Origin of the sequence: Pseudomonas sp. P97.38 (genome assembly GCF_001269745.1) — a bacterium.
Lineage (GTDB): Bacteria > Pseudomonadota > Gammaproteobacteria > Pseudomonadales > Pseudomonadaceae > Aquipseudomonas > Aquipseudomonas chlororaphis_E.
The window spans coordinates 154,860-173,570 of record NZ_LHVJ01000010.1 but is presented as its reverse complement, the minus strand read 5'-3'; the positions used below and the strand labels follow the sequence as shown (position 1 = coordinate 173,570).

The 18,711-nt window shown below is 63.7% G+C and carries 15 protein-coding genes; 8 read left to right on the top strand and 7 right to left on the bottom strand.

Annotated features, from left to right (window positions below):
* Window positions 1-117 precede the first annotated feature (117 nt).
* From AD664_RS05405 to AD664_RS05395, 3 genes are all read left to right on the top strand, one after another.
* Window positions 118-2,007: an ATP-binding protein gene (locus tag AD664_RS05405; protein WP_053144941.1), complete on the top strand. Its 1,890-nt coding sequence runs from the start codon at window positions 118-120 to the stop codon at window positions 2,005-2,007.
* A 192-nt stretch (window positions 2,008-2,199) separates the two neighbouring features.
* Entirely contained in the window at window positions 2,200-3,438 is a 1,239-nt protein-coding gene (locus AD664_RS05400; protein ID WP_053144939.1) for a porin, read from the top strand.
* The gene (locus AD664_RS05395) at window positions 3,438-3,887 is read left to right on the top strand and encodes a phosphate ABC transporter substrate-binding protein (protein WP_256207049.1); all 450 of its coding nucleotides are present in this window, start codon (window positions 3,438-3,440) and stop codon (window positions 3,885-3,887) included. The genes AD664_RS05400 and AD664_RS05395 overlap by 1 nt, the downstream gene beginning before the upstream one ends.
* 3 nt (window positions 3,888-3,890) lie before the next feature.
* Here AD664_RS05395 and AD664_RS05390 read toward each other — a convergent pair whose 3' ends face one another.
* From AD664_RS05390 to xylA, 5 genes are all read right to left on the bottom strand, one after another.
* Complete coding sequence (locus AD664_RS05390; RefSeq protein ID WP_053144937.1) at window positions 3,891-6,245, bottom strand: bifunctional diguanylate cyclase/phosphodiesterase; 2,355 nt, start codon at window positions 6,243-6,245, stop codon at window positions 3,891-3,893.
* A 199-nt stretch (window positions 6,246-6,444) separates the two neighbouring features.
* Window positions 6,445-7,581, bottom strand: a complete 1,137-nt coding sequence (locus AD664_RS05385) for a sugar ABC transporter permease (protein WP_053144935.1) — start codon at window positions 7,579-7,581, stop codon at window positions 6,445-6,447.
* A complete protein-coding gene (xylG, locus tag AD664_RS05380) occupies window positions 7,582-9,138 on the bottom strand; it encodes a D-xylose ABC transporter ATP-binding protein (RefSeq protein ID WP_053144933.1) in 1,557 nt (518 codons plus the stop codon).
* Window positions 9,139-9,315: 177 nt separating this feature from the next.
* Window positions 9,316-10,317 (bottom strand): D-xylose ABC transporter substrate-binding protein, encoded by a 1,002-nt coding sequence (gene xylF / locus AD664_RS05375; RefSeq protein WP_042730152.1) that lies wholly within the window; start codon window positions 10,315-10,317, stop codon window positions 9,316-9,318.
* Window positions 10,318-10,464: 147 nt separating this feature from the next.
* Entirely contained in the window at window positions 10,465-11,781 is a 1,317-nt protein-coding gene (gene xylA / locus AD664_RS05370) for a xylose isomerase (RefSeq protein ID WP_042730153.1), read from the bottom strand.
* A 151-nt stretch (window positions 11,782-11,932) separates the two neighbouring features.
* Between xylA and AD664_RS05365 the strand changes: the two genes are divergently transcribed.
* From AD664_RS05365 to AD664_RS05355, 3 genes are all read left to right on the top strand, one after another.
* Entirely contained in the window at window positions 11,933-13,114 is a 1,182-nt protein-coding gene (locus AD664_RS05365) for a XylR family transcriptional regulator (RefSeq protein ID WP_053144931.1), read from the top strand.
* A gap of 197 nt (window positions 13,115-13,311) precedes the next feature.
* A complete protein-coding gene (locus tag AD664_RS05360; protein ID WP_053144929.1) occupies window positions 13,312-14,649 on the top strand; it encodes an epoxide hydrolase family protein in 1,338 nt (445 codons plus the stop codon).
* Window positions 14,650-14,676: 27 nt separating this feature from the next.
* Window positions 14,677-15,183: a cytochrome P460 family protein gene (locus tag AD664_RS05355; RefSeq protein WP_053144927.1), complete on the top strand. Its 507-nt coding sequence runs from the start codon at window positions 14,677-14,679 to the stop codon at window positions 15,181-15,183.
* On the opposite strand, the gene AD664_RS05350 is transcribed toward AD664_RS05355, so the two are convergent.
* Entirely contained in the window at window positions 15,164-16,042 is an 879-nt protein-coding gene (locus AD664_RS05350) for a DMT family transporter (RefSeq protein WP_053144925.1), read from the bottom strand. The two genes, AD664_RS05355 and AD664_RS05350, sit on opposite strands and share 20 nt — an antisense overlap.
* 245 nt (window positions 16,043-16,287) lie before the next feature.
* On the opposite strand from AD664_RS05350, the gene AD664_RS05345 reads away from it, so the two are divergent.
* Together AD664_RS05345 and AD664_RS05340 are read left to right on the top strand one after the other, a co-directional pair.
* Entirely contained in the window at window positions 16,288-17,031 is a 744-nt protein-coding gene (locus AD664_RS05345; protein WP_053144923.1) for an SDR family oxidoreductase, read from the top strand.
* Window positions 17,031-17,669: a cupin domain-containing protein gene (locus AD664_RS05340; protein ID WP_053007370.1), complete on the top strand. Its 639-nt coding sequence runs from the start codon at window positions 17,031-17,033 to the stop codon at window positions 17,667-17,669. The genes AD664_RS05345 and AD664_RS05340 overlap by 1 nt, the downstream gene beginning before the upstream one ends.
* Here the strand turns inward: AD664_RS05340 and gcvA are convergent.
* Window positions 17,658-18,590: a transcriptional regulator GcvA gene (gene gcvA, locus AD664_RS05335; protein ID WP_053144921.1), complete on the bottom strand. Its 933-nt coding sequence runs from the start codon at window positions 18,588-18,590 to the stop codon at window positions 17,658-17,660. The genes AD664_RS05340 and gcvA overlap by 12 nt on opposite strands.
* Between the last annotated feature and the right edge of the window lie 121 nt (window positions 18,591-18,711).

Genomic DNA, 18,711 nt, shown 5'->3' with positions numbered 1-18,711 from the left:
TCATTCGCTGTTGGGCACCCGACGCTCGCACCGGTTTTGTGATCTATAGTTTCCCCAGTCAATCGTGTTGCCCGAACGCCGCAAAGGAACACGCCGGTTCAACGCAGGGAGCGCATCATGTCGTTTCAACGGCCAGATGGACTGAGGTTGGCCTCTGATATCGCCAGGTCCGCGGAGACGGTCTCCCAGGCCATGGGCCGCGTCTTGCGGCGTGGGCTCGGTCATGCCAAGGAGGCCTATGTCCTGTTTCCGCTGCTGGCGGTGTTTCTGTTGTTGGCCATCTGGCTGACGACGCTGTATCTCATCACCAGCGAACTGACCCGGGCGCGGCATAACGCGGCGGCAGTCAGCCTGGAAGTCAGCGCGACCTATGAAGCCCAGATGCTGCGGGCGGTCCATGAAATCGACCAGACCCTCAAGCTCGTCAAGTACACCTACGAGGCCGAAGGCCAGCGCAACCCGCTGCCCAGGCTGAAGGAGCGGGCATTGTTGCCGCCGTCGCTGTTGTTTGACGTGAGCGTGATCGACGCCGATGCCAGGTTGGTGGCCAGCACCCGGGCCAACGAAACGGAAGTGGTCGACGACGCGGACGACCTGCGCACGTTGCGGCGCGACGACACGCTATTGATCAGCCGCCCCTGGAGAAACCCGCTCAACGGCGAATGGCGGTTGCGCTTCAGCCGGCGCCTCAGTTCGGCCGATGGCGGGTTCGCGGGGGTCGCCAGGGTCGAGGTTGACGCGAACTATTTCGTCAGCAGCTACGATGCCTCGAAGCTCGGCGAGCAGGGCGTCTTCGGGTTGCTGGGCACCGACGGCGTATTCCGGGTGCGGCGCACCGGGGAGACGGTGCAGGCCGGTGATACGGTGGATTACGCGGCGCTGGTGCCGGACACCGAGGACACCCAGGCGCTGCTGCTGACCAACGATTGGGACGGCGTGCGGCGCTACACCAGCGCTCGGCAGCTTTATGACCTGCCGCTGGCGGTGATCGTCGGGTTGTCCGAGCAGGAGCAACTGGCGGCCGTCACCCAGCAAGCCCAAACCTATGTGTGGCGGGCCGCGGCCGGCAGCCTGGTGTTGATGTTCCTGGTGGTGTTGCTGAGCCGCATGAGCTGGCAACTGGCACAGAGTCGCCTGCGCACCGCCGAAGCCCAGACCCAGTTGGTGGCCGTCGCCCGCCAGGCCGGCATGGCCGAGATCGCCACCAACGTGCTGCACAACGTGGGCAACGTCCTCAACAGCGTCAACGTTTGCGCCGAGGTGCTGACGCAAAAACTGCGCACCAGTAAAGCCTTGGGCCTGGGCAAGGCGATGCAGTTGATGAACCAGCACACCGAGGACCTCGGCCATTTCATCTCGCAGGATGAGAAAGGCAGGTTGCTGCCCGGCTACCTGAACCAGGTGGTGGAGGCCTTGGCGGTCGAGCAGAAAAGCATGGCCGAAGAGCTGGAGCAGTTGACCAAGAGCATCGATCACATCAAGGAAGTCGTGGCGGCCCAACAATCGTATTCAGGCGCTTCCAGCCTGCGCGAGACCGTGCAGGTCCAGCAACTGATCGAGGATGCGTTGCGCATGAACGCCGGCGTGCTCACGACCCGCCGGGTCACGGTGCAGAAAGCGTTCACGGGCTTGCCGGCGGTTGAGTTGGACAAGCACCGGGTGCTGATGATCCTGGTCAACCTGATCAAGAACGCCGGCAACGCGATGGTCGACATGGCGGATCGGCCCCCGGTGATCACCTTGCAGGGCGAGCTGAATGCGGAACAGACCTTGATCATCCGGGTTATCGACAACGGCGAGGGGATCGCCGAGGACAACCTGACGCGCATCTTTGCCCACGGCTTCACCACCCGCAAGGATGGCCACGGTTTCGGCCTGCACAGTTGCGTGCTGGCCGCCATGGAGATGGGCGGGGCATTGAAGGTCCAGAGTGCCGGGCCGGGGCAGGGCGCCACCTTCACCCTGGAACTGCCCACCCAGCCTTCGGGCCCGACCGGCCGGGCATGAGCCGGGCGGGTGGCGGTTTGTCGACTACAATGTCGTTCGTGGCATCACCGAATGCCTACTGAGCCAACGTTACAAGGATTAGAACGCATGGTGGCAGTCTCCCCGGGCAATTGCGCAATCAATGTCGTTACACGTTCCAGGGCGCCAGCGAGCCTGGATGAAATCTCCCTTGCCATAGGGCTGCACTAACCGATGACGCCACGACTCAACCCCCTGGCGTTGGCTGTGATGGCCTTGTACGCCTGCACCGCGCACGCCGCCGACGCCCAGGGCCCGACGTTTTCAGTGAGCAGCTTCGGCACGGTGGGGATGGTTCACTCCAACGAGAAAAAGGCCGACTACACCTCCAGCATCTACAAGCCCAACGGTGCCGGGCACACCCGCGACTGGAGTGCCGATGTCGACAGCCTGATCGGGGCCCAGTTGACCGCCCGTTTCAACCCGCAGCTTTCTGCGGTGGTGCAGGTCATTTCGGAGCAACGTTACGACAACAGTTACCGGCCCTCCCTGGAGTGGGCGAACTTCAAGTACCAGGTCACGCCGGATTTCAGCCTGCGCATCGGTCGCACGGTGCAGCCGGCCTTTCTGTTTTCCGACACTCGCAAGGTCGGCTACACGCTTCCCTGGGTACGGCCGCCGGGCGAGGTCTACAGCATGATCCCTGTGACCAGCACCGACGGCATGGACCTCAGCTACCGGCTGCACGTGGGCGATGTTGCCAACACGGTGCAGGGCAACGTGGGCCAGAGCACGGTGAAGATGCCCCATGGCACGGGTGAAACCCGCGCCCGGGAATCGTGGGGCGTTTCCAACCTGACCGAATACGGCGCCTTGACCACGCGCATCACCTTCCAGCAGACGCATTTGACCTACGAGCCCTTCAACCCGCTGTTCGATGATTTCCGGCAGTTCGGCGCGCAGGGCAACGACATTGCCGACCGCTATGACACCAAGGGCAAGCATTTCAACTTCGTCGGCGTGGGCGCCATCTACGATCCGGGCGACTGGTTCGTCATGGGCGAATGGGGGCATTTCAAAAGCCACGCGGCGTTTGGCGAGATGAGCGCCTGGTACGTCAGCAGCGGCTACAGGATCAATGCGTTCACACCCTATGTCACCTATGCACGTTCCAAGACCCTGAGCGAAACGTCCGCCGAGGGGCTGGACACCTCGAACCTGCCGCCGGAACTCGTGGGGCCGGCGGGTGAGCTCAACGGCGCGCTCAACGGCATCCTCGGCTCAGGCAGCCGCCAGCAGACCCTGTCCCTGGGCGTGCGCTGGGATTTCACCAAGAACATGGACGCCAAGCTGCAGTACGACCACACGCGCCTTGGCAGCACCGCCACCGGACCGTTGACCAATTTCCAGCCGGACTTCGAGCCCGGTGGTTCGTTCAGCCTGCTCAGCGTCGCCGTGGATTTCGTGTTCTGATGGGCCCGATCATGCGCTTTCTCAGGCACATGGGGTGTGCGGTGGCAGGCGTCGTCTTGTCCGCTGGCAGCACGCTGGCGATGGCTGAGGTGGTGGTGGTCGTTGCCAGTGCCAGCCCGGTGAAGACGCTGGCGGGCAGCCAGGTGGCGAACATCTTCCTGGGCAAGACCAATCGTTTTCCCGATGGCGGGCAGGCCGTTCCCATTGATTTGCCCGAGGGCTCGGCGATTCGCGACGAGTTCTACACCCGCTTCACCGGCAAGTCCGCCGCCCAGCTCAAGGCGCACTGGTCGAAGATCATTTTTACCGGCCGGGGCCAACCGCCTGAAACTCTTGGCAGCAGCGCGGAGGTGAAGAATTACCTGGCCGGCCATCCCGACAGTGTCGGCTACATCGATGCGCGAGACGTGGACGACAGCGTCCGGGTGCTGCCGGCGGATCCGCCGTGAGGGCTAGGGGTGAGGCGCTTGCGCTTGCAGCAAGGCCTGGAACTGTTCGGCGGGCATCGGCTTGTTGAAGTAGAACCCCTGGAATTCATCGCAGGCGTTGTCCCGCAGGAAGTCGGCTTGCTCCTTGGTTTCCACGCCCTGGGCCACCACCGTCAGGCTGAGGCTGCGCCCCATGGTGATGATGGCCTCGGTCAAGGCCCGTTCCTCCGACACCCGGGCCACGTCCCGGATGAACGAGCGGTCGATCTTGATGGCGTCGAGCGGGAACTGCTGCAGGGCCGAGAGCGATGAGTAGCCGACGCCGAAATCGTCGATGGCGATGCGCACGTTCAGTTGCTTGAGCCCGGTCAGGACCTGGAGGGCAGCCTTGACGTCCTGCATCAGCAGGCTCTCGGCGATCTCCAGTTCCAGCAGGTTGGCGTCCATGCCAGTCTCGGCCAGGACAGTGACAAGGTCGCTCAGCAGCGCGTCATCAAAGAACTGCCGGGCCGTCAGGTTCACGGCTACGCACAACCGTGCCAGCCCCTGTTGTTGCCAGGCGACGTTTTGCAGGCAAGCCGTTCGCAGCACCCATTGTCCGATGGACACGATCAGGCCCGTCTCTTCGGCCACCGGGATGAACTGCATGGGCGCTACCAGGCCCAGGTCGGGGTGTTCCCAGCGCAACAGCGCTTCCATGCCGGTGATCTGCCCGCTGCGGATGTCGCGCTTGGCCTGGTAGTGAAGCCTGAACTCATCCCGTTCCAAGGCATGGCGCAAGCCCAGTTCGAGGGTTTGCCGCTCCAGTGATTCGGCGTTCAAGCGCTCGGAGTAGAACTGAAAGGTGTTCTTGCCCTGTTGCTTGGCCTGGTACATGGCGATGTCGGCGTTTTTCTTCAGGGTCTGTTCGTCCTGGCCGTCGCGGTCGTACAGGCTGATGCCGATGCTGGCCGTCACGCGAAACTCTTGCCCTTGCAGGTTGAAGGGCCTGGCAATCGCCGCGAGGATTTTCTGGGCGGTGGCTCCTACGTACTGTTCATCCGACAGCTGCGGCAGCAGGATCACGAATTCGTCGCCGCCCAGGCGGGCGACGATGTCGCTCTCGCGCAGGCAGGCCTTGAGACGGTGGGCGACTTCTTGCAGCAACTGGTCGCCGGCATCGTGGCCGAGGGTGTCGTTGATCAGTTTGAAGCGGTCGAGGTCGAGGAACAGCACGGCCATCTGGCGTCGATAACGGCTGGCTTCGCGGATGTTCTGCACCAGCAGTTTGCTGAACAGGCTGCGGTTCGGCAGCGCGGTGAGGCCGTCGTGGTAGGCCAGGTATTCGACGCGTTCGGCGTAGGCGACCTTGGCTTCGGCCGCCTGCAGACGGCTTTGCGCCAACTGCCAGCTCATCCGGCTGAGCAGGCCCGCCAGGCAGATCAGCAGCAGGCTGGCCCCGGTGGCCCGGTGCAGATAGACCTGGGCCTGGCGGGTCACGGCAAGCAGTTGTTCCTCTTCGGACAGCCCGACGATCACCGCCAGGGGAACGTCGTAGAGCTGGCGGGCACTGGTGTAGCGGCGCACGCCGTCCCAATGGTTGACCAGCAGCAGCGCCTGGGTGTCCTCGGTGTCTGGCACCAGCGCTGCGTAGTCGACCGTATCGCCCGCCAGCAGGGTATCGCCGGTGCGCCGGACCCGAAACACCCCGTCGGTGCCCAGCAGCCCGAGTACCCCTTGGGCGCCAAGTTTCGAAGGGTCATAACTGCTGACGAAGTAGGCCGCGTCCACCTCGACGCGGGCCATGCCCGAGAGCGTGCCCTGCGGTCCATCGAGGCGCCGACTGAAGCGCAATCGCCATTCTCCGGAGCGCGGGTCTTTCCAGGGACGGCTGACCAGCAGCGTGTCGTTGTGCCGTAGCGTGCGCAGTTCTTGCGGGTCATTGCCATGGCTGGTGTCGTTGGCGCGGGTGCTGGCCACCAGTTGGGCGTCGGCGTCGACCACGCTCACGTCGAACAACAGGGCCGGCGGCAACAGCGCTCGCTCCCTGAGCCCGGTGAGTGGGTTGTGCTCGCCTTGCGCCTCGTAGGCGTACTTGACGAGCTTGAGGGTCTGGTCGATTTCACGCACCGCGCGCAGCATCTGGGCTTCGTAAGTGGCGCTGATCTCCAGGCTCAATGCCGCGGCGTTGCGCTGGGCGCGGGTTTGTTCGACCTGGATGAGATAGAGGGTGGCGGACCAGAGGGCGATCAGCAGGAGCAGTGCCAGCAGCGGTAGCAGGACGTAGGCTTCCCTGATGCGATCGAGGCCATGTCGAAAGAGCCGGGCTGGGAGACGGGGCGATGCATCGGTGGCGACACCGCGAGCCTGCCTCAGTCCACTCGTCCGTTGGATCGACATGATGTGCTCCGTGCGTTGTACCGGCATTCCAGGTCAGCGGACAGCCGCCGGGGAGAGACGGATGGCCGAAGCTCCCGATTGCGTCCATGCGAAAAGGTGTATCAACGGGTTCGCTGGAAACTATAGACCAAAAAATGCCCTTGGCCCGTGCCGTGCCACGCGGTGGCGACGGCGCCGGGGCCATCGCCACCCACCCGGCTCAGCGTCGTCCGGTGCGGGTGCTCACATCGACCCACACCGCCAGCACCAGGATGCTGCCCTTGACGATCATCTGCCAGTAACTGTCGACGTCGAGCATCGACATGCCGTTGTCCAGGCTGGTGATGACCAGCGCGCCGAGGAGGGCGCCGTAGACCGTGCCGGAGCCACCACGCATCGACGTGCCACCGATGAAGCAGGCGGCGATGGCATCGAGTTCGCCCATGTTGCCGGCCGAGGGCGAACCCGCTGCCAGGCGTGCCGTGTTGACCACACCAGCCAGGGCGCACATCACCCCCATGATGCCGAAGATCCACAGCTTCACCGCTTGCACGTTGATACCCGACAGGCGCGTGGCTTCCATGTTGCTGCCCACCGAATACACCCGCCGGCCAAACACGGTCTGGCTGGTGACGTAGCTGAACACGCCGAGCAGCACCAGCAAAAGCAGCACTGGAACCGGAATGCCGTCGTAACTGTTGAGGGTGTAGACGAAGCCGGCCAGCACCGCGCCGATCAGCACTACGCGCAATCCGTCACGCACCGGCGAATGTGCCGCCAGGCCATGGAGGGCGCGGTTGCGTCGCTGCTTCCAGGTCAGGAACAGGGTCAGGGCGAACAGCACCACGCCCAGCCCGGTGCCCACGGCGTGCGGCAGATAGCCTTGGCCGACGTAGACCAGCTCCGGCGACACCGGGGCGATGGTGGTCCCGCCGGTGACCCCCAGCAGGATCCCGCGAAAGGCAAGCATGCCGCCCAGGCCGACGATGAACGAGGGGATGCGCAGGTAGGCGGTCATGTAGCCGTTGCCCAGGCCGATCACCAGGCCGCACAGGGCGACCAGGCTCAGGTTCGCCAGCAGCGGGATGTGGTAGACCACATCGAGGATCGCCGCCAGCCCACCCAACAGCCCCAGCAAGGACCCCACCGACAGGTCGATCTCGCCGCTGATGATCACCAGCACCATGCCGCAGGCCAGGATCCCGGTGATGGACATCTGCCGCAGCAAGTTGGAAAGGTTGCGCGGGGTCAGGAACCCGCCCTCGGTCTGCCAACTGAAGAACAGCCAGATCATCGCCACGGCGATCACCAGCGCGAGCATTTTGTAGCGGGAGAACAGTTGTTTGACCTGATTCATCTACGCGGACTTCCGATCATTATTGTGATGGCCATCGGGATGGCTGAGCGCGGCGGCGAGCACCTGTTCCTGGGTCAGTTCGTGGTTGATGAAATCGCCGCGCAGCCGGCCTTCGCCGATCACCAGCACCCGATCGGACACCCCCAGCACCTCGGCCAGTTCCGAGGAGACCATGATGATCGACACGCCGTCGGCTGCCAGCGCGCCCATCAGCTTGTAGATCTCATACTTGGCGCCGACGTCCACCCCGCGAGTCGGCTCATCGAGGATCAGCACGCGGGGCTGGGCCAGGAGCATTTTCGCCAGCACGGCTTTTTGCTGGTTGCCGCCCGACAGGCTGGTGATCGGCAGGAACGGGCTCGCGGTCTTGAGGTGCATGCGCGCGATTTCCTTGTCAATGCTGCCCAGCTCGGCCTCGGCATCGATGCGGGTCAGGCGTGAATAAGTGTCCAGCACGGCCAGGGTGATGTTCTGGCCCACGCCCAGGTCCGGGATGATGCCCTGGCGCTTGCGGTCTTCGGGGACCATGCACAGGCCGGCGCGGATCGCCTTGAGCGGGGTGCGCGTATCGATCGGCTGACCGTCGAGCCAGACCTCGCCTTCGTGGCGGCCGGGGTAGGCGCCGAACAGCGCCGACACCAGCTCCGTGCGACCGGCGCCGACCAGCCCGGCGATGCCGAGGATTTCCCCACGCTTGAGCACGAACGAGATGTCGTCGACCCGTTTGCGCCTGGGATTGTCGATGTCGTAGCAGGTGATGTGGTGCGCCTCGAAGATCACCTCGCCCACCTCATGGGGTTCGGTGGGGTAGAGGTTGCTCATTTCTCGCCCGACCATCTGGGTGATGATCTTGGGGATGTCCATGTCGGCCATGGCGGTCGTGGCGATGTGCTTGCCGTCGCGGATTACCGAAATCGTGTCGCACACGGCGGCCACTTCGTCGAGCTTGTGGGAGCTGTACACGCAGGCGACGCCCTTGGCCTTGAGGTCGCGGATGATGTCCAGCAGCACCTCGATTTCCGAGCGGGTCAGGGCCGAGGAGGGCTCGTCGAGGATCAGCAGGCGCGCCTGCTTGTTCAGGGCCTTGGCGATTTCCACCAGTTGCTGGTAGCCGCCGCCGTACTGGGACACCGGCAGCGAGACGTTCATGTCCGGCACCTTGAGCTCACGCATCAGGGCTTCGGCGCGATGGATCATCGCCGGGTAATTCATGCGCCCGCCGGGCAGGGTCAGCTCATGGCCCATGAAGATGTTTTCGGCCACCGACAGATCGGGAACCAGGGTCAGTTCCTGGTGGATGATGACGATCCCCGCGGCTTCGGTGTCGCTGATCGATTGCGCCTTGAGCGGCTGGCCGTCCCAGAGGATTTCGCCCTCCCAGGTGCCATGGGGGTAGACCGCCGACAGGACTTTCATCAGCGTGGATTTGCCCGCGCCGTTCTCGCCGCACAGGCCGACGCATTCACCGGGCCGGACCTTGATATCGATGCCGTTCAGGGCCTTGACACCGCCAAAGGTCTTGACGATGCCGTTCATTTGCAGCAGGTAATCGGACATGGCAAGGACTCACACATAATCAGTGGCTAGGCACTGCCCTGATGTCAGCCAGTTTCCTGTGGGAGCGAGCTTGCTCGCGATAGCGGCAGCAGATCCGAAAGGGATGCCAGCTGAACCACCGCCATCGCGAGCAAGCTCGCTCCCACAGTGACTGATAACCTCGGGCTTGGCTTCAGGTCATTGCCCGGCGATTTGCGCCTTGGTGTAGAAGCCGTCCTTTTCCAACAGGTCGATGTTGTCCTTGGTCAGCGGGGTCGGGGTGAGCAGGATGGTGTCGACCTTCTTGCTGCCGTTGTCGTACTGCGAGCTGTAGGTGGGTTTCTCGTTGCGTGCCAGTTGCACCGAGAGCTTGGCGGCTTCGGTGGCGATCAGCTTTAGTGGCTTGTAGACGGTCATGGTCTGGGTGCCGTCGATCACCCGCTTGACCGCCGCCAGGTCGGCGTCCTGGCCCGAGATCGGCACCTTGCCGGCCATTTTCTGAGCCGCCAGGGCCTGGATCGCGCCGCCTGCGGTGGCGTCGTTGGAGGCGACGATGGCGTCGATCTTGTTGCTGTTGCGGGTCAGGGCGTTCTCGACGATGCTCAGGGCTTCGGTGGGGTTCCATTCCTTCACCCATTGCTGGCCGACGATCTTGATGTCGCCCTTGTCGATGGCCGGTTGCAGCACTTTCATCTGGCCTTCGCGCAGCACCTTGGCGTTGTTGTCCGTGGGGGCGCCGCCGAGCAGGAAGTAATTACCCTTGGGCGCCGCTTGCAACACGCCGCTGGCCTGCATTTCGCCGACCTTTTCGTTATCGAAGGAAATGTAGGCGTCGATGTCGGCGTTGAGGATCAGCCGGTCGTAGGACACCACCTTGATCCCGGCCTTCTTGGCTTCGGCGACGGCGTTGGTGAGCACGGTGGCGTTGAATGGCACGATGACGATCACGTCGACCCCCCGGGAAATGAGGTTCTCGATCTGCGAGATCTGCTTCTGCTCGTTGGCGTCTGCCGATTGAACGAAGACCTTGGCCTCGAGTTTTTCCGCTGCCGCGACGAAGTAGTCGCGGTCCCGCGACCAGCGTTCCAGGCGCAGGTCATCGATGGAGAAGCCGATTTTCGGGTGCGCGGCGTCGGCCATGACCGGGAGGGAGAGCAGGGCGAGGGCGCCGGCGAGCAACGTGCGTTTGAATGTTTTCATGGTAGTGCGTCCTTTTATTGTTGTTTGAAAGACACGTCCTGACGATGAGCGGGATGCCGGTAAGACTGTAGAGTGTTGCGCGGCGGTGTGGGCACAGATTTGTCGCGCGAATGTCACAGCCTCGCAGGCTCCCGGTGCAGCCCTGGGTCAGGGGTAGATGAACCGGTTGACCACGTTCTCGAGCATCTCCTGTCGGCCACTGACCGCCTGGGGGTTCAACGCGTTGTCGAAGGCATGTTCAGCCAGGGCCGCGAGGCTGTAGTCGCCCGCCAGCACTGCCTGGCCGAACGGCTGCTGCCAGCCGGCGTAGCGTTGGTCCTTGAACCGTTGCAACTGGTCGTCCTGGACCATGGCGGCCGCGCGCTCCAGGGCCAGGGCCAGGACGTCCATGGCGGCGACATGGCCGTGGAACAGGTCGACATCGTCCACGCTCTGGCGACGAACCTTGGAGTCGAAGTTGAATCCACCGTGGGTGAACCCACCGGCCTTGAGGATTTCATAGGTGGCCAGGGTCATTTCCTCGACGCTGTTGGGAAACTGGTCGGTGTCCCAGCCGTTTTGCGGATCGCCCCGGTTGGCGTCGATGCTGCCGAAGATCCCCAGCGACGTCGCGGTGGCGATCTCGTGGTGGAAGCTGTGCCCGGCCAGGGTCGCGTGGTTGGCCTCGATGTTGACCTTGATCTCGCGCTCCAGGCCGAACTGCTGGAGGAAGCCGAACACCGTGGCCGTATCGTAATCGTATTGATGCTTGGTCGGCTCCTGGGGCTTGGGTTCGATGAGCAGGTCGCCCTTGAAGCCGATCTTGTGCTTGTGCTCGACCACCATGCGCATGAACCGGCCCAGTTGCTCGCGCTCGCGCTTGAGGTCGGTATTGAGCAGGGTTTCGTAGCCTTCGCGGCCGCCCCACAACACGTAGTTGGCGCCTTTGAGCCGCAGGGTCGCGTTCATGGCACTGAACACCTGGGCGGCGGCGCAGGCGAAGACTTCCGGGTCCGGGTTGCTTGCCGCGCCGGCGGCAAAGCGCGGGTTGCTGAAGCAGTTGGCGGTGCCCCACAGCAAGCGGATGCCGGTCTGTTCCTGATGGCGCTCCAGGTGATCGACCATCTGCGCGAAATGGTTGCGATACTCGCGCAGCGAGCTGCCCTCGGGGGCGACATCGGTGTCGTGGAAGCAGTAGTAGTCGATGCCCAGTTTGCTGAAGAACTCGAAGGCCGCTTCAGCCTTGCCGATGGCCAGTTCCATGGGGTCGCCGGCGTGCTGCCAGGGGCGCTTGAACGTGCCGGCACCGAACACGTCGGACCCCGGCCAGACGAACGAATGCCAGTAGCAGACCGCCATGCGCAGGTGTTCGCGCATGGGCTTGCCGAGGATGAGCTTGTCGGCGTCGTAGTGGCGGAAGGCAAGGGGCGCGCCGCTGGCGGCACCCTCGAAGCGAATCTTGTCGACACCGGGGAAGTACGGCATGGCTGTGTCCTTTTTATTCTTGGCGGTGTCTCGATACTAGCGCCGGACCTGAGGCTGCTGATTATGAAAATCACCAACGGGCCGTTCGATTTTGTATTGAGCTTGGGCGCGGGCAAGCCTAGTCTGTGTCCATCGGCCAAGGGTTCAAACAATGAAAACCGTCCCGCCCGTTCACCGCATCGCCCTGTTGTTCAACGGCAGCAAGATCTACGACCGTGGGATCATCAGTGGCATCGGCAATTACCTGAGCAGCACCCGCGCCTCGTGGGACCTGTTCCTCGAAGAGGATTTCCTCTGTCGCCTCAAGGGCATCGAACGCTGGCAGGGCGACGGCATCATTGCCGACTTCGATGACCCGCTGATCGGTGAGGCGCTGGCGGGGATCAAGCTGCCCGTGGTGGCAGTGGGCGGTTCCTACCAGGATGCGCGGGCCTACCCCAAGGGTATCCCTTACGTCGCCACCGACAACGACGCGTTGATGACGCTGGCCTATGAGCACTTGATCGAGGCCGGCCTGACGCGCTTCGCCTGTTTCAGCCTGCCCGAGGCACAGGCCAATCGTTGGGCCCAGGAGCGGGAAAAAGCCTTTCGCCGCCTGGTGCAGCGCGACGGCCTGCCCGCCGAGATCTACCGCGGCATGGGCACCAGCGCGCCGCTCTGGGACAGCGCCGTCGAACAGCAGATCGCCTGGCTGCAAAGCCTGCCCAAACCCATCGGCATCATTGCCGTCAGCGACGCCCGCGCCCGCCAACTGTTGCAAGCCTGCCTGACCGCCGGGATCGCCGTCCCGGAGCAGGTGGCGTTGATCGGCATCGACAACGATCCGCTGACCCGCAGCCTGACGCGGGTGCCACTGAGTTCGGTGATCCAGGGCACCGAAACCATGGGCCGGACCGCGGCGCGCCTGCTGCACCAGATGCTCCACGGCATGCCGTCCACGGGCACGCAGATCCTGGTCCCGCCGGACGCGATCAATGTGCAGGTCTCCAGCCTGCACCAGCCGCTGGGCAATCCCTACGTCATGCAGGCGCTGCTGTTCATCCGCCAATACGCCTGCCAGGGCATCAAGACCGCCCAGGTGGCGGCGTATGTCGGTGTGTCGCGTTCATCCCTGGAATCGCATTTTCGCAAGGTGCGCGGGTGCAGCGTTCACGACGAGATCCTGCGCTTCAAGCTGGCCGCTGCCGCCAGCGGGCTCGACGACACCGACTCGCCGATTGCCGATATTGCCCAGCGGTGCGGCTTCAAATCGGCGCAGTACCTGCACACGGTGTTCCGGCGCGAGTTTGGTTGTACGCCACGGGAGTATCAGCAGGCACACGCGGCGCAGTGATCGGACGGCCGCCTTTCTCCCACGCCACTCTCCCAACCCCTCGCCACCCATGTATCCCTGTGTATCCAGCCCCCACTGCGATACGGACTGTTGCTTTAGCGCCCGTTGGTGACACATCCGCGATACCCGTGCGGCCTTAAATGGCCTGCGTCGAGACGGCCGTTGCCGTCCCCCTGGGCATCAAAAGGAGATTCACCATGCTTGCAGCCCCGTTCGTTTTTACCTGGCAGCGTTACCTGGTTTCAGCCGGTGCGGCCAGCGCGCTCGGTCTAGCCTTGCTCGCCGCCAGCGCCGAGGCCTCGGCTGCGCAGGACCCCGTCGCCAGCGCTGCACAAGCCGGGTCGGAGGCCATTCGCCCGTACCGCATTCACGTCGAGGAAGCCAAGTTGACCGAACTGCGCCAGCGCATCGCCGCCACGCGCTGGCCGGACAAGGAAACGGTCAGCGACACCTCCCAGGGCGTGCAACTGGCCCAGGTGCAGGGACTGGTCAAATACTGGGGCGACGGCTACGACTGGCGCAAGGCTGAGGCCAGGCTCAACGCCTTGCCGGAGTTCGTCACCACCATCGATGGTGTCGACATCCAGTTCATCCATGTGCGCTCGCGCCACCCCAACGCGATGCCGCTGATTCTCACCCACGGTTGGCCAGGTTCGCAGTTCGAATTTCTCAAGACGATCGGCCCGCTGACCGACCCGACTGCCTACGGTGGTCGCGCCGAGGATGCTTTCGACGTGGTGATTCCGTCGATTCCCGGTCATGGTTTTTCCGGCAAGCCGACCGAACTGGGCTGGGGCCCCGACCGGGTGGCGAAAGCCTGGGACGTGTTGATGAAGCGGTTGGGCTACAGCCACTACGTGTCCCAGGGCGGCGATCACGGTTCGGTGATCTCCGACGCTATGGGGCGCCTGGCGCCGCCTGGACTGCTGGGGATCCACTTGAACATGCCGGCGACCGTGCCGCCGGAACTGGTGAAACCGATCAACAGCGGCGATCCGGCTCCGGCCGGGCTGACCGAACCGGAACGCACGGCCTACCGCTCGCTGAGCACGTTCTTCGGCCGCAATGCCGCCTACGGCGCAATGATGGTAACCCGACCGCAGACTATCGGTTACCTGCTGGCCGATTCGCCCACCGGTACGGCGGCCTGGATGTACGAGAAATTCGCGGCCTGGACCGACAGCGACGGCCAGCCTGAGCGCGTACTCAGCCGCGATGAAATGCTCGACGACATCAGCTTGTACTGGCTGACCGACTCCGGCGCCTCGTCCTCCCGTTTCTACTGGGAGAACAACAACAATAACTTCAGCGCCGCCGCGCAAAAGACCACGGACATCAAGGTCCCGGTGGCGATCACCGTATTCGCGCACGAAATCTATCGCGCGCCGAAGACCTGGGCCCAGCGTGCCTATCCAACGCTGTCCTACTTCAGCGAAGTCAGCAAGGGCGGTCACTTCGCGGCCTGGGAGCAACCCCAGTTGTTCAGCGAAGCGTTGCGCGAAGCCTTCCGGCCGTTGCGTACCTCGACAAAGTAACCACAGCATCCTTACTGGAGAGCAGCGATGAAACTCAAGCATCTGGCGATGTCCGCCGCCGTGGCCGCCGCGACATGGGGCACGGCTGGCCTGGTCCTGGGCGATGACGGGGGCGGCGAGGTTTCGCCGATCTATGGCGTGAAACTTCCCGAGGGCTATCGCCAATGGGCCCTGATCGCCCCGGCCCAGGAAGCCGCGCCGTTGAACGAGCTCCGAGCCGTGGTGGGCAATGGCCTGGCGATGAAGGCCTATCAGGATGCAACCCTGCCGTTCCCCGACGGCACGGTGCTGGTGAAGCTGGCCTGGAAGCACGTCCAGTCGCCGGAATTCGAGCCGGCCTCGATCCCTGGCGCAGCCACCACCGTCCAGGTCATGGTCAAGGACTCGCAGAAATACGCGTCAACCGGCGGCTGGGGATTCGGTCGCTTCATCAACGGCAAACCCGCCGATGAGGCCCAGCACCAGACCTGTTTCGCCTGCCATCAGGCCCGGGTCCGGAACCATGATTTGGTCTTCACGCGATTCGCGCCCTAAGTGATAGTGCAATGCCGCCCAACACAACGATGGAGACCGTCAACAAGCGGATCGACATGGGTTCATCCAGCAGCCATACGCCGCCCAGCGAGGCGAGGATGGGCACGCCGAGCTGCAGCGTTGCGGCGTGTTGTGCGCTGATTTTCTTGACCGTGCCATACCAGAGCGCGTAGCCGCAGCCAGAGGCCAGGATGCCGGAAGCCAGCGCATAAAGCACGCCGGGCACGCTCAGGCGCGGGTGGCTGCCAAGGAGCATGATCGGGCCGAGCACACACAGCATTGCCAGGGTTCTGGCAAAGTTGCCGGCGGTGTCTGCGAGTGGGTTGGCGCAGCCTTTGCCGAGCAGTGAGTAGGCTCCCCAGGCCATTCCCGAGACCGCCATGAGCAGGGCGCTGCCCATGGGTGGGGTGTCGGCGCCCGGTAGTAAAAGGGCCAGCAGGCCGCAGAAGGCCACGGACATGCCGATCAGCGCTTTTTTCTGAACCGGCTCGCCCTGTTTCCAGGCGCAGGCGAACATCGTCACCTGCACGGCTCCGAACAGGATCAAGGCGCCTACGCCCGCACCGAGTCGGACGTAGGCAATGGAGAATAAGTAAGCATAGAGAAACAGCGCCAGACCGGCCCGCCAACTGCCGCCCATGGCAGGCCGAGGCTGGCGCGACCGAATCAGGCACAGCAGGAACACAGCACCGCTGAGCAGGCGGATCGCGGTGAATGACGCAGGGTCGATTTGATCCTGCATCAGCGCTTGCCGGCAAAAAATGGAATTGGCCGCAAAGGCCACCAGGCACACCATCGCTTGGAAGACCCAGCCGGGAAAACGACGTTCGCGTCGGCCGATGGGGGTGATCGTTGTCATCGGCAGAAGGCTCCGTTTGATAGAAAAACTTTCGCATTGCCGCCGAGATGGCTTTGATGGCCGGCTCTTTGGTCGCTGATGGCCACATGTTTTTCCTTGTAGCGGACTGCTCGCAACAAAGATTTTCTACGGCGCATGCATAGTTTTAATCAGTCGTCCCATGGCCCGGCTTTGTTCCATCCTGCGAACTTGCGAGCCGATGCACTCCACGTTCCCGACCACCCGGCTCGCTGCAGGAGTGTCCTATGCTCACCGGAAAAACAGCCCTGATCACGGGCGGCAATTCAGGCATCGGCCTGGCAACGGCGCAGAAGTTGCTGGAGCAGGGCGCGCGCGTGGCGATCACCGGCCGCGATGCGGAGAAATTGGAACAGGCGCGCAGAGCGCTGGGTCCCGGCGTCATCACGGTGGTGGCGGATGTGCGATCACGCGAGCAACTGCGGCAGATGGCAGCGACCGTCGAGCAAGCGTTCGGCGGCCTGGACATCTTTTTCGCCAATGCCGGGGTGGCCTTTGGCACACCGTTGTCGAGCACCACCGAGGAGCGCTACGACGAACTCATGGACATCAATGTGAAAGGGGTCTTTTTCTCGGTGCAGGCCGTTGAGCCGATCATGCGTCCGGGGGGGTCGATCATCCTGTCTACGTCCTGGCTGAACCAGGTCGGCGCGCCAGGCCGGGCGTTGTTGTCTGCCTCCAAGGCTGCCGTGCGCAGCTTCGCGCGCACGCTTTCGGCCGAGTTGCTGGAACGACGCATCCGCGTCAACGCCGTCAGCCCTGGCGCCATTGAGACCCCCATTCATCATCAGCCCAATCAAAGCGTCGAAGCGTATCGCGCCTATGCCGAGCGTGTCGGTGCGCAAGCGCCCATCGGTCGCATGGGGCGGGCCGAGGAGATTGCCGCGGCAGTGCTGTTCCTGGCCAGTGATGCGTCCAGCTACATGCTGGGTGCCGAGATGGTCGTCGACGGGGGGCGGGCGCAATTGTGATGAAGCCGTTGATCAACGCAGACCACTCTCTCAGGTCCATCGTGCAGGGTGCCACGCAGCCGTGGGTCCGCAGTCCACTGGCAGGGGTGTACCGGCGGCCGCTGTATCGGGTCGGTGGTGAACAGGCAAGGGCCACCTCCTTGGTGCGGTATGCACCCGGCAGTGCATTCAGTGCGCACACCCATTGCGGCGGGGAAGAGTTCCTGGTGCTGGAGGGCGTCTTCGAGGATGAGCATGGTCGATACCCGGCGGGCACGTACGTGCGCAACCCTCCAGGTAGCCGGCATGCTCCCGGAGCAAGCGCTGGCTGCATGATCTTCGTGCGCTTGCGCCAGTTTCATCGCCAGGACCGGCAGCCACTTGTTGTGCTGCTTGATGCACGCGACGATCAACTGCTGTTCGAGAGCGAGTACGAGCGTGTTTGCGTGCAACGCTATCCGGCAGACAGCCTTCATGTGCACGCCAACCCGCGGGGCTTGGAACTCCTGGTGCTGGAAGGCGAACTGCAGGGCGAGGACTTCACTTTGCAGCCCCTGGGCTGGATGCGCTTGCCGCCGGGCGAGCCTCTCGAAGCCAGGGCGGGCGCGCAAGGTGCCCGGGTCTGGCTCAAGGACGCTTCGCCTGATCTAGGCCTCTGAGGCCGCGCGCCCGGCCTCGGCGAGCAGCCAGTCCCTGAAGGCCTGGACCTTGGGCAGTTCACTGCATTCGGGACGGTACACCACGTAGTAAGCCTGGGTCAGCGGGCAGTCGAGGCCCTTGTCCGCAAACGGCCGGATCAGCCGACCCGCCGCCAGGTCGTCGCGCACCATGACGCTGCGAGCGAGTGCCAGGCCCTGGCCGTCGATGGCCGCTTGCAGTACCGAAGCCGAATTGTTGATCCGCAGGCCGTGGTCGGACTTGATCTGGTTGAAACCGGAAGCGTCCAGCCACATGCGCCAGGTGGGATAGTCACGGTCGTTGGCCATGGACAGGTCGTGGATCAGCGTGCACTGCGCCAAGGCATCGGCTGCAAGACGGCCACCCTCAAGCAACGGGAAATCCGACGAGCAGACCGGGAAGATCACTTCGTCCATCAAGTGCACGGCGGTGAGCCCCGGCCATTTCCCCGCGCCGTAGCGAACCCCCACGTCAATCTGCTCGACCTGGAAATCCACGGACCGGGCGTTCGTATCCAGCAGCACGTCCAGCGTCGGGTAGGCGTGTTGAAAGCGCTCGATCCGCGGCAGTAGCCATTTCGAGGCGAAGGCCGGGCTTACGGTGACGGTCAGCCCGGCATGCACGCTGGCGTCCTTCAACCGCGCAAGGCCTATGGACAAACGATCGAACCCTTCCCTGATATCCGGCAGGGCCGCGCGAGCGGCGTCAGTGAGCATCAGGCGCGCCGAGCCGCTGCTCGAACGCATGAACAGGGCGATGCCCAGCCACGACTCGAGATTACGCACCTGTTGCCCAACGGCTGCGGGAGTGACATTGAGCTCGGCCGCGGCGGCCGAGAAACTCTGGTGTCGCGCTGCGGCCTCGAATGCACGGAGCGCGTTAAGGTAAGCGGGGCTGGTCATTGATAGTTTTTCTATTCCGGAAAACAAAATCTTCTGCGTTGTGACGTTGCGGGCTTTGGCGAAGAATGCACACCAAGTCCTCAGATAGATCCCTGAAATATAGCAGAAACGGGGATTGATC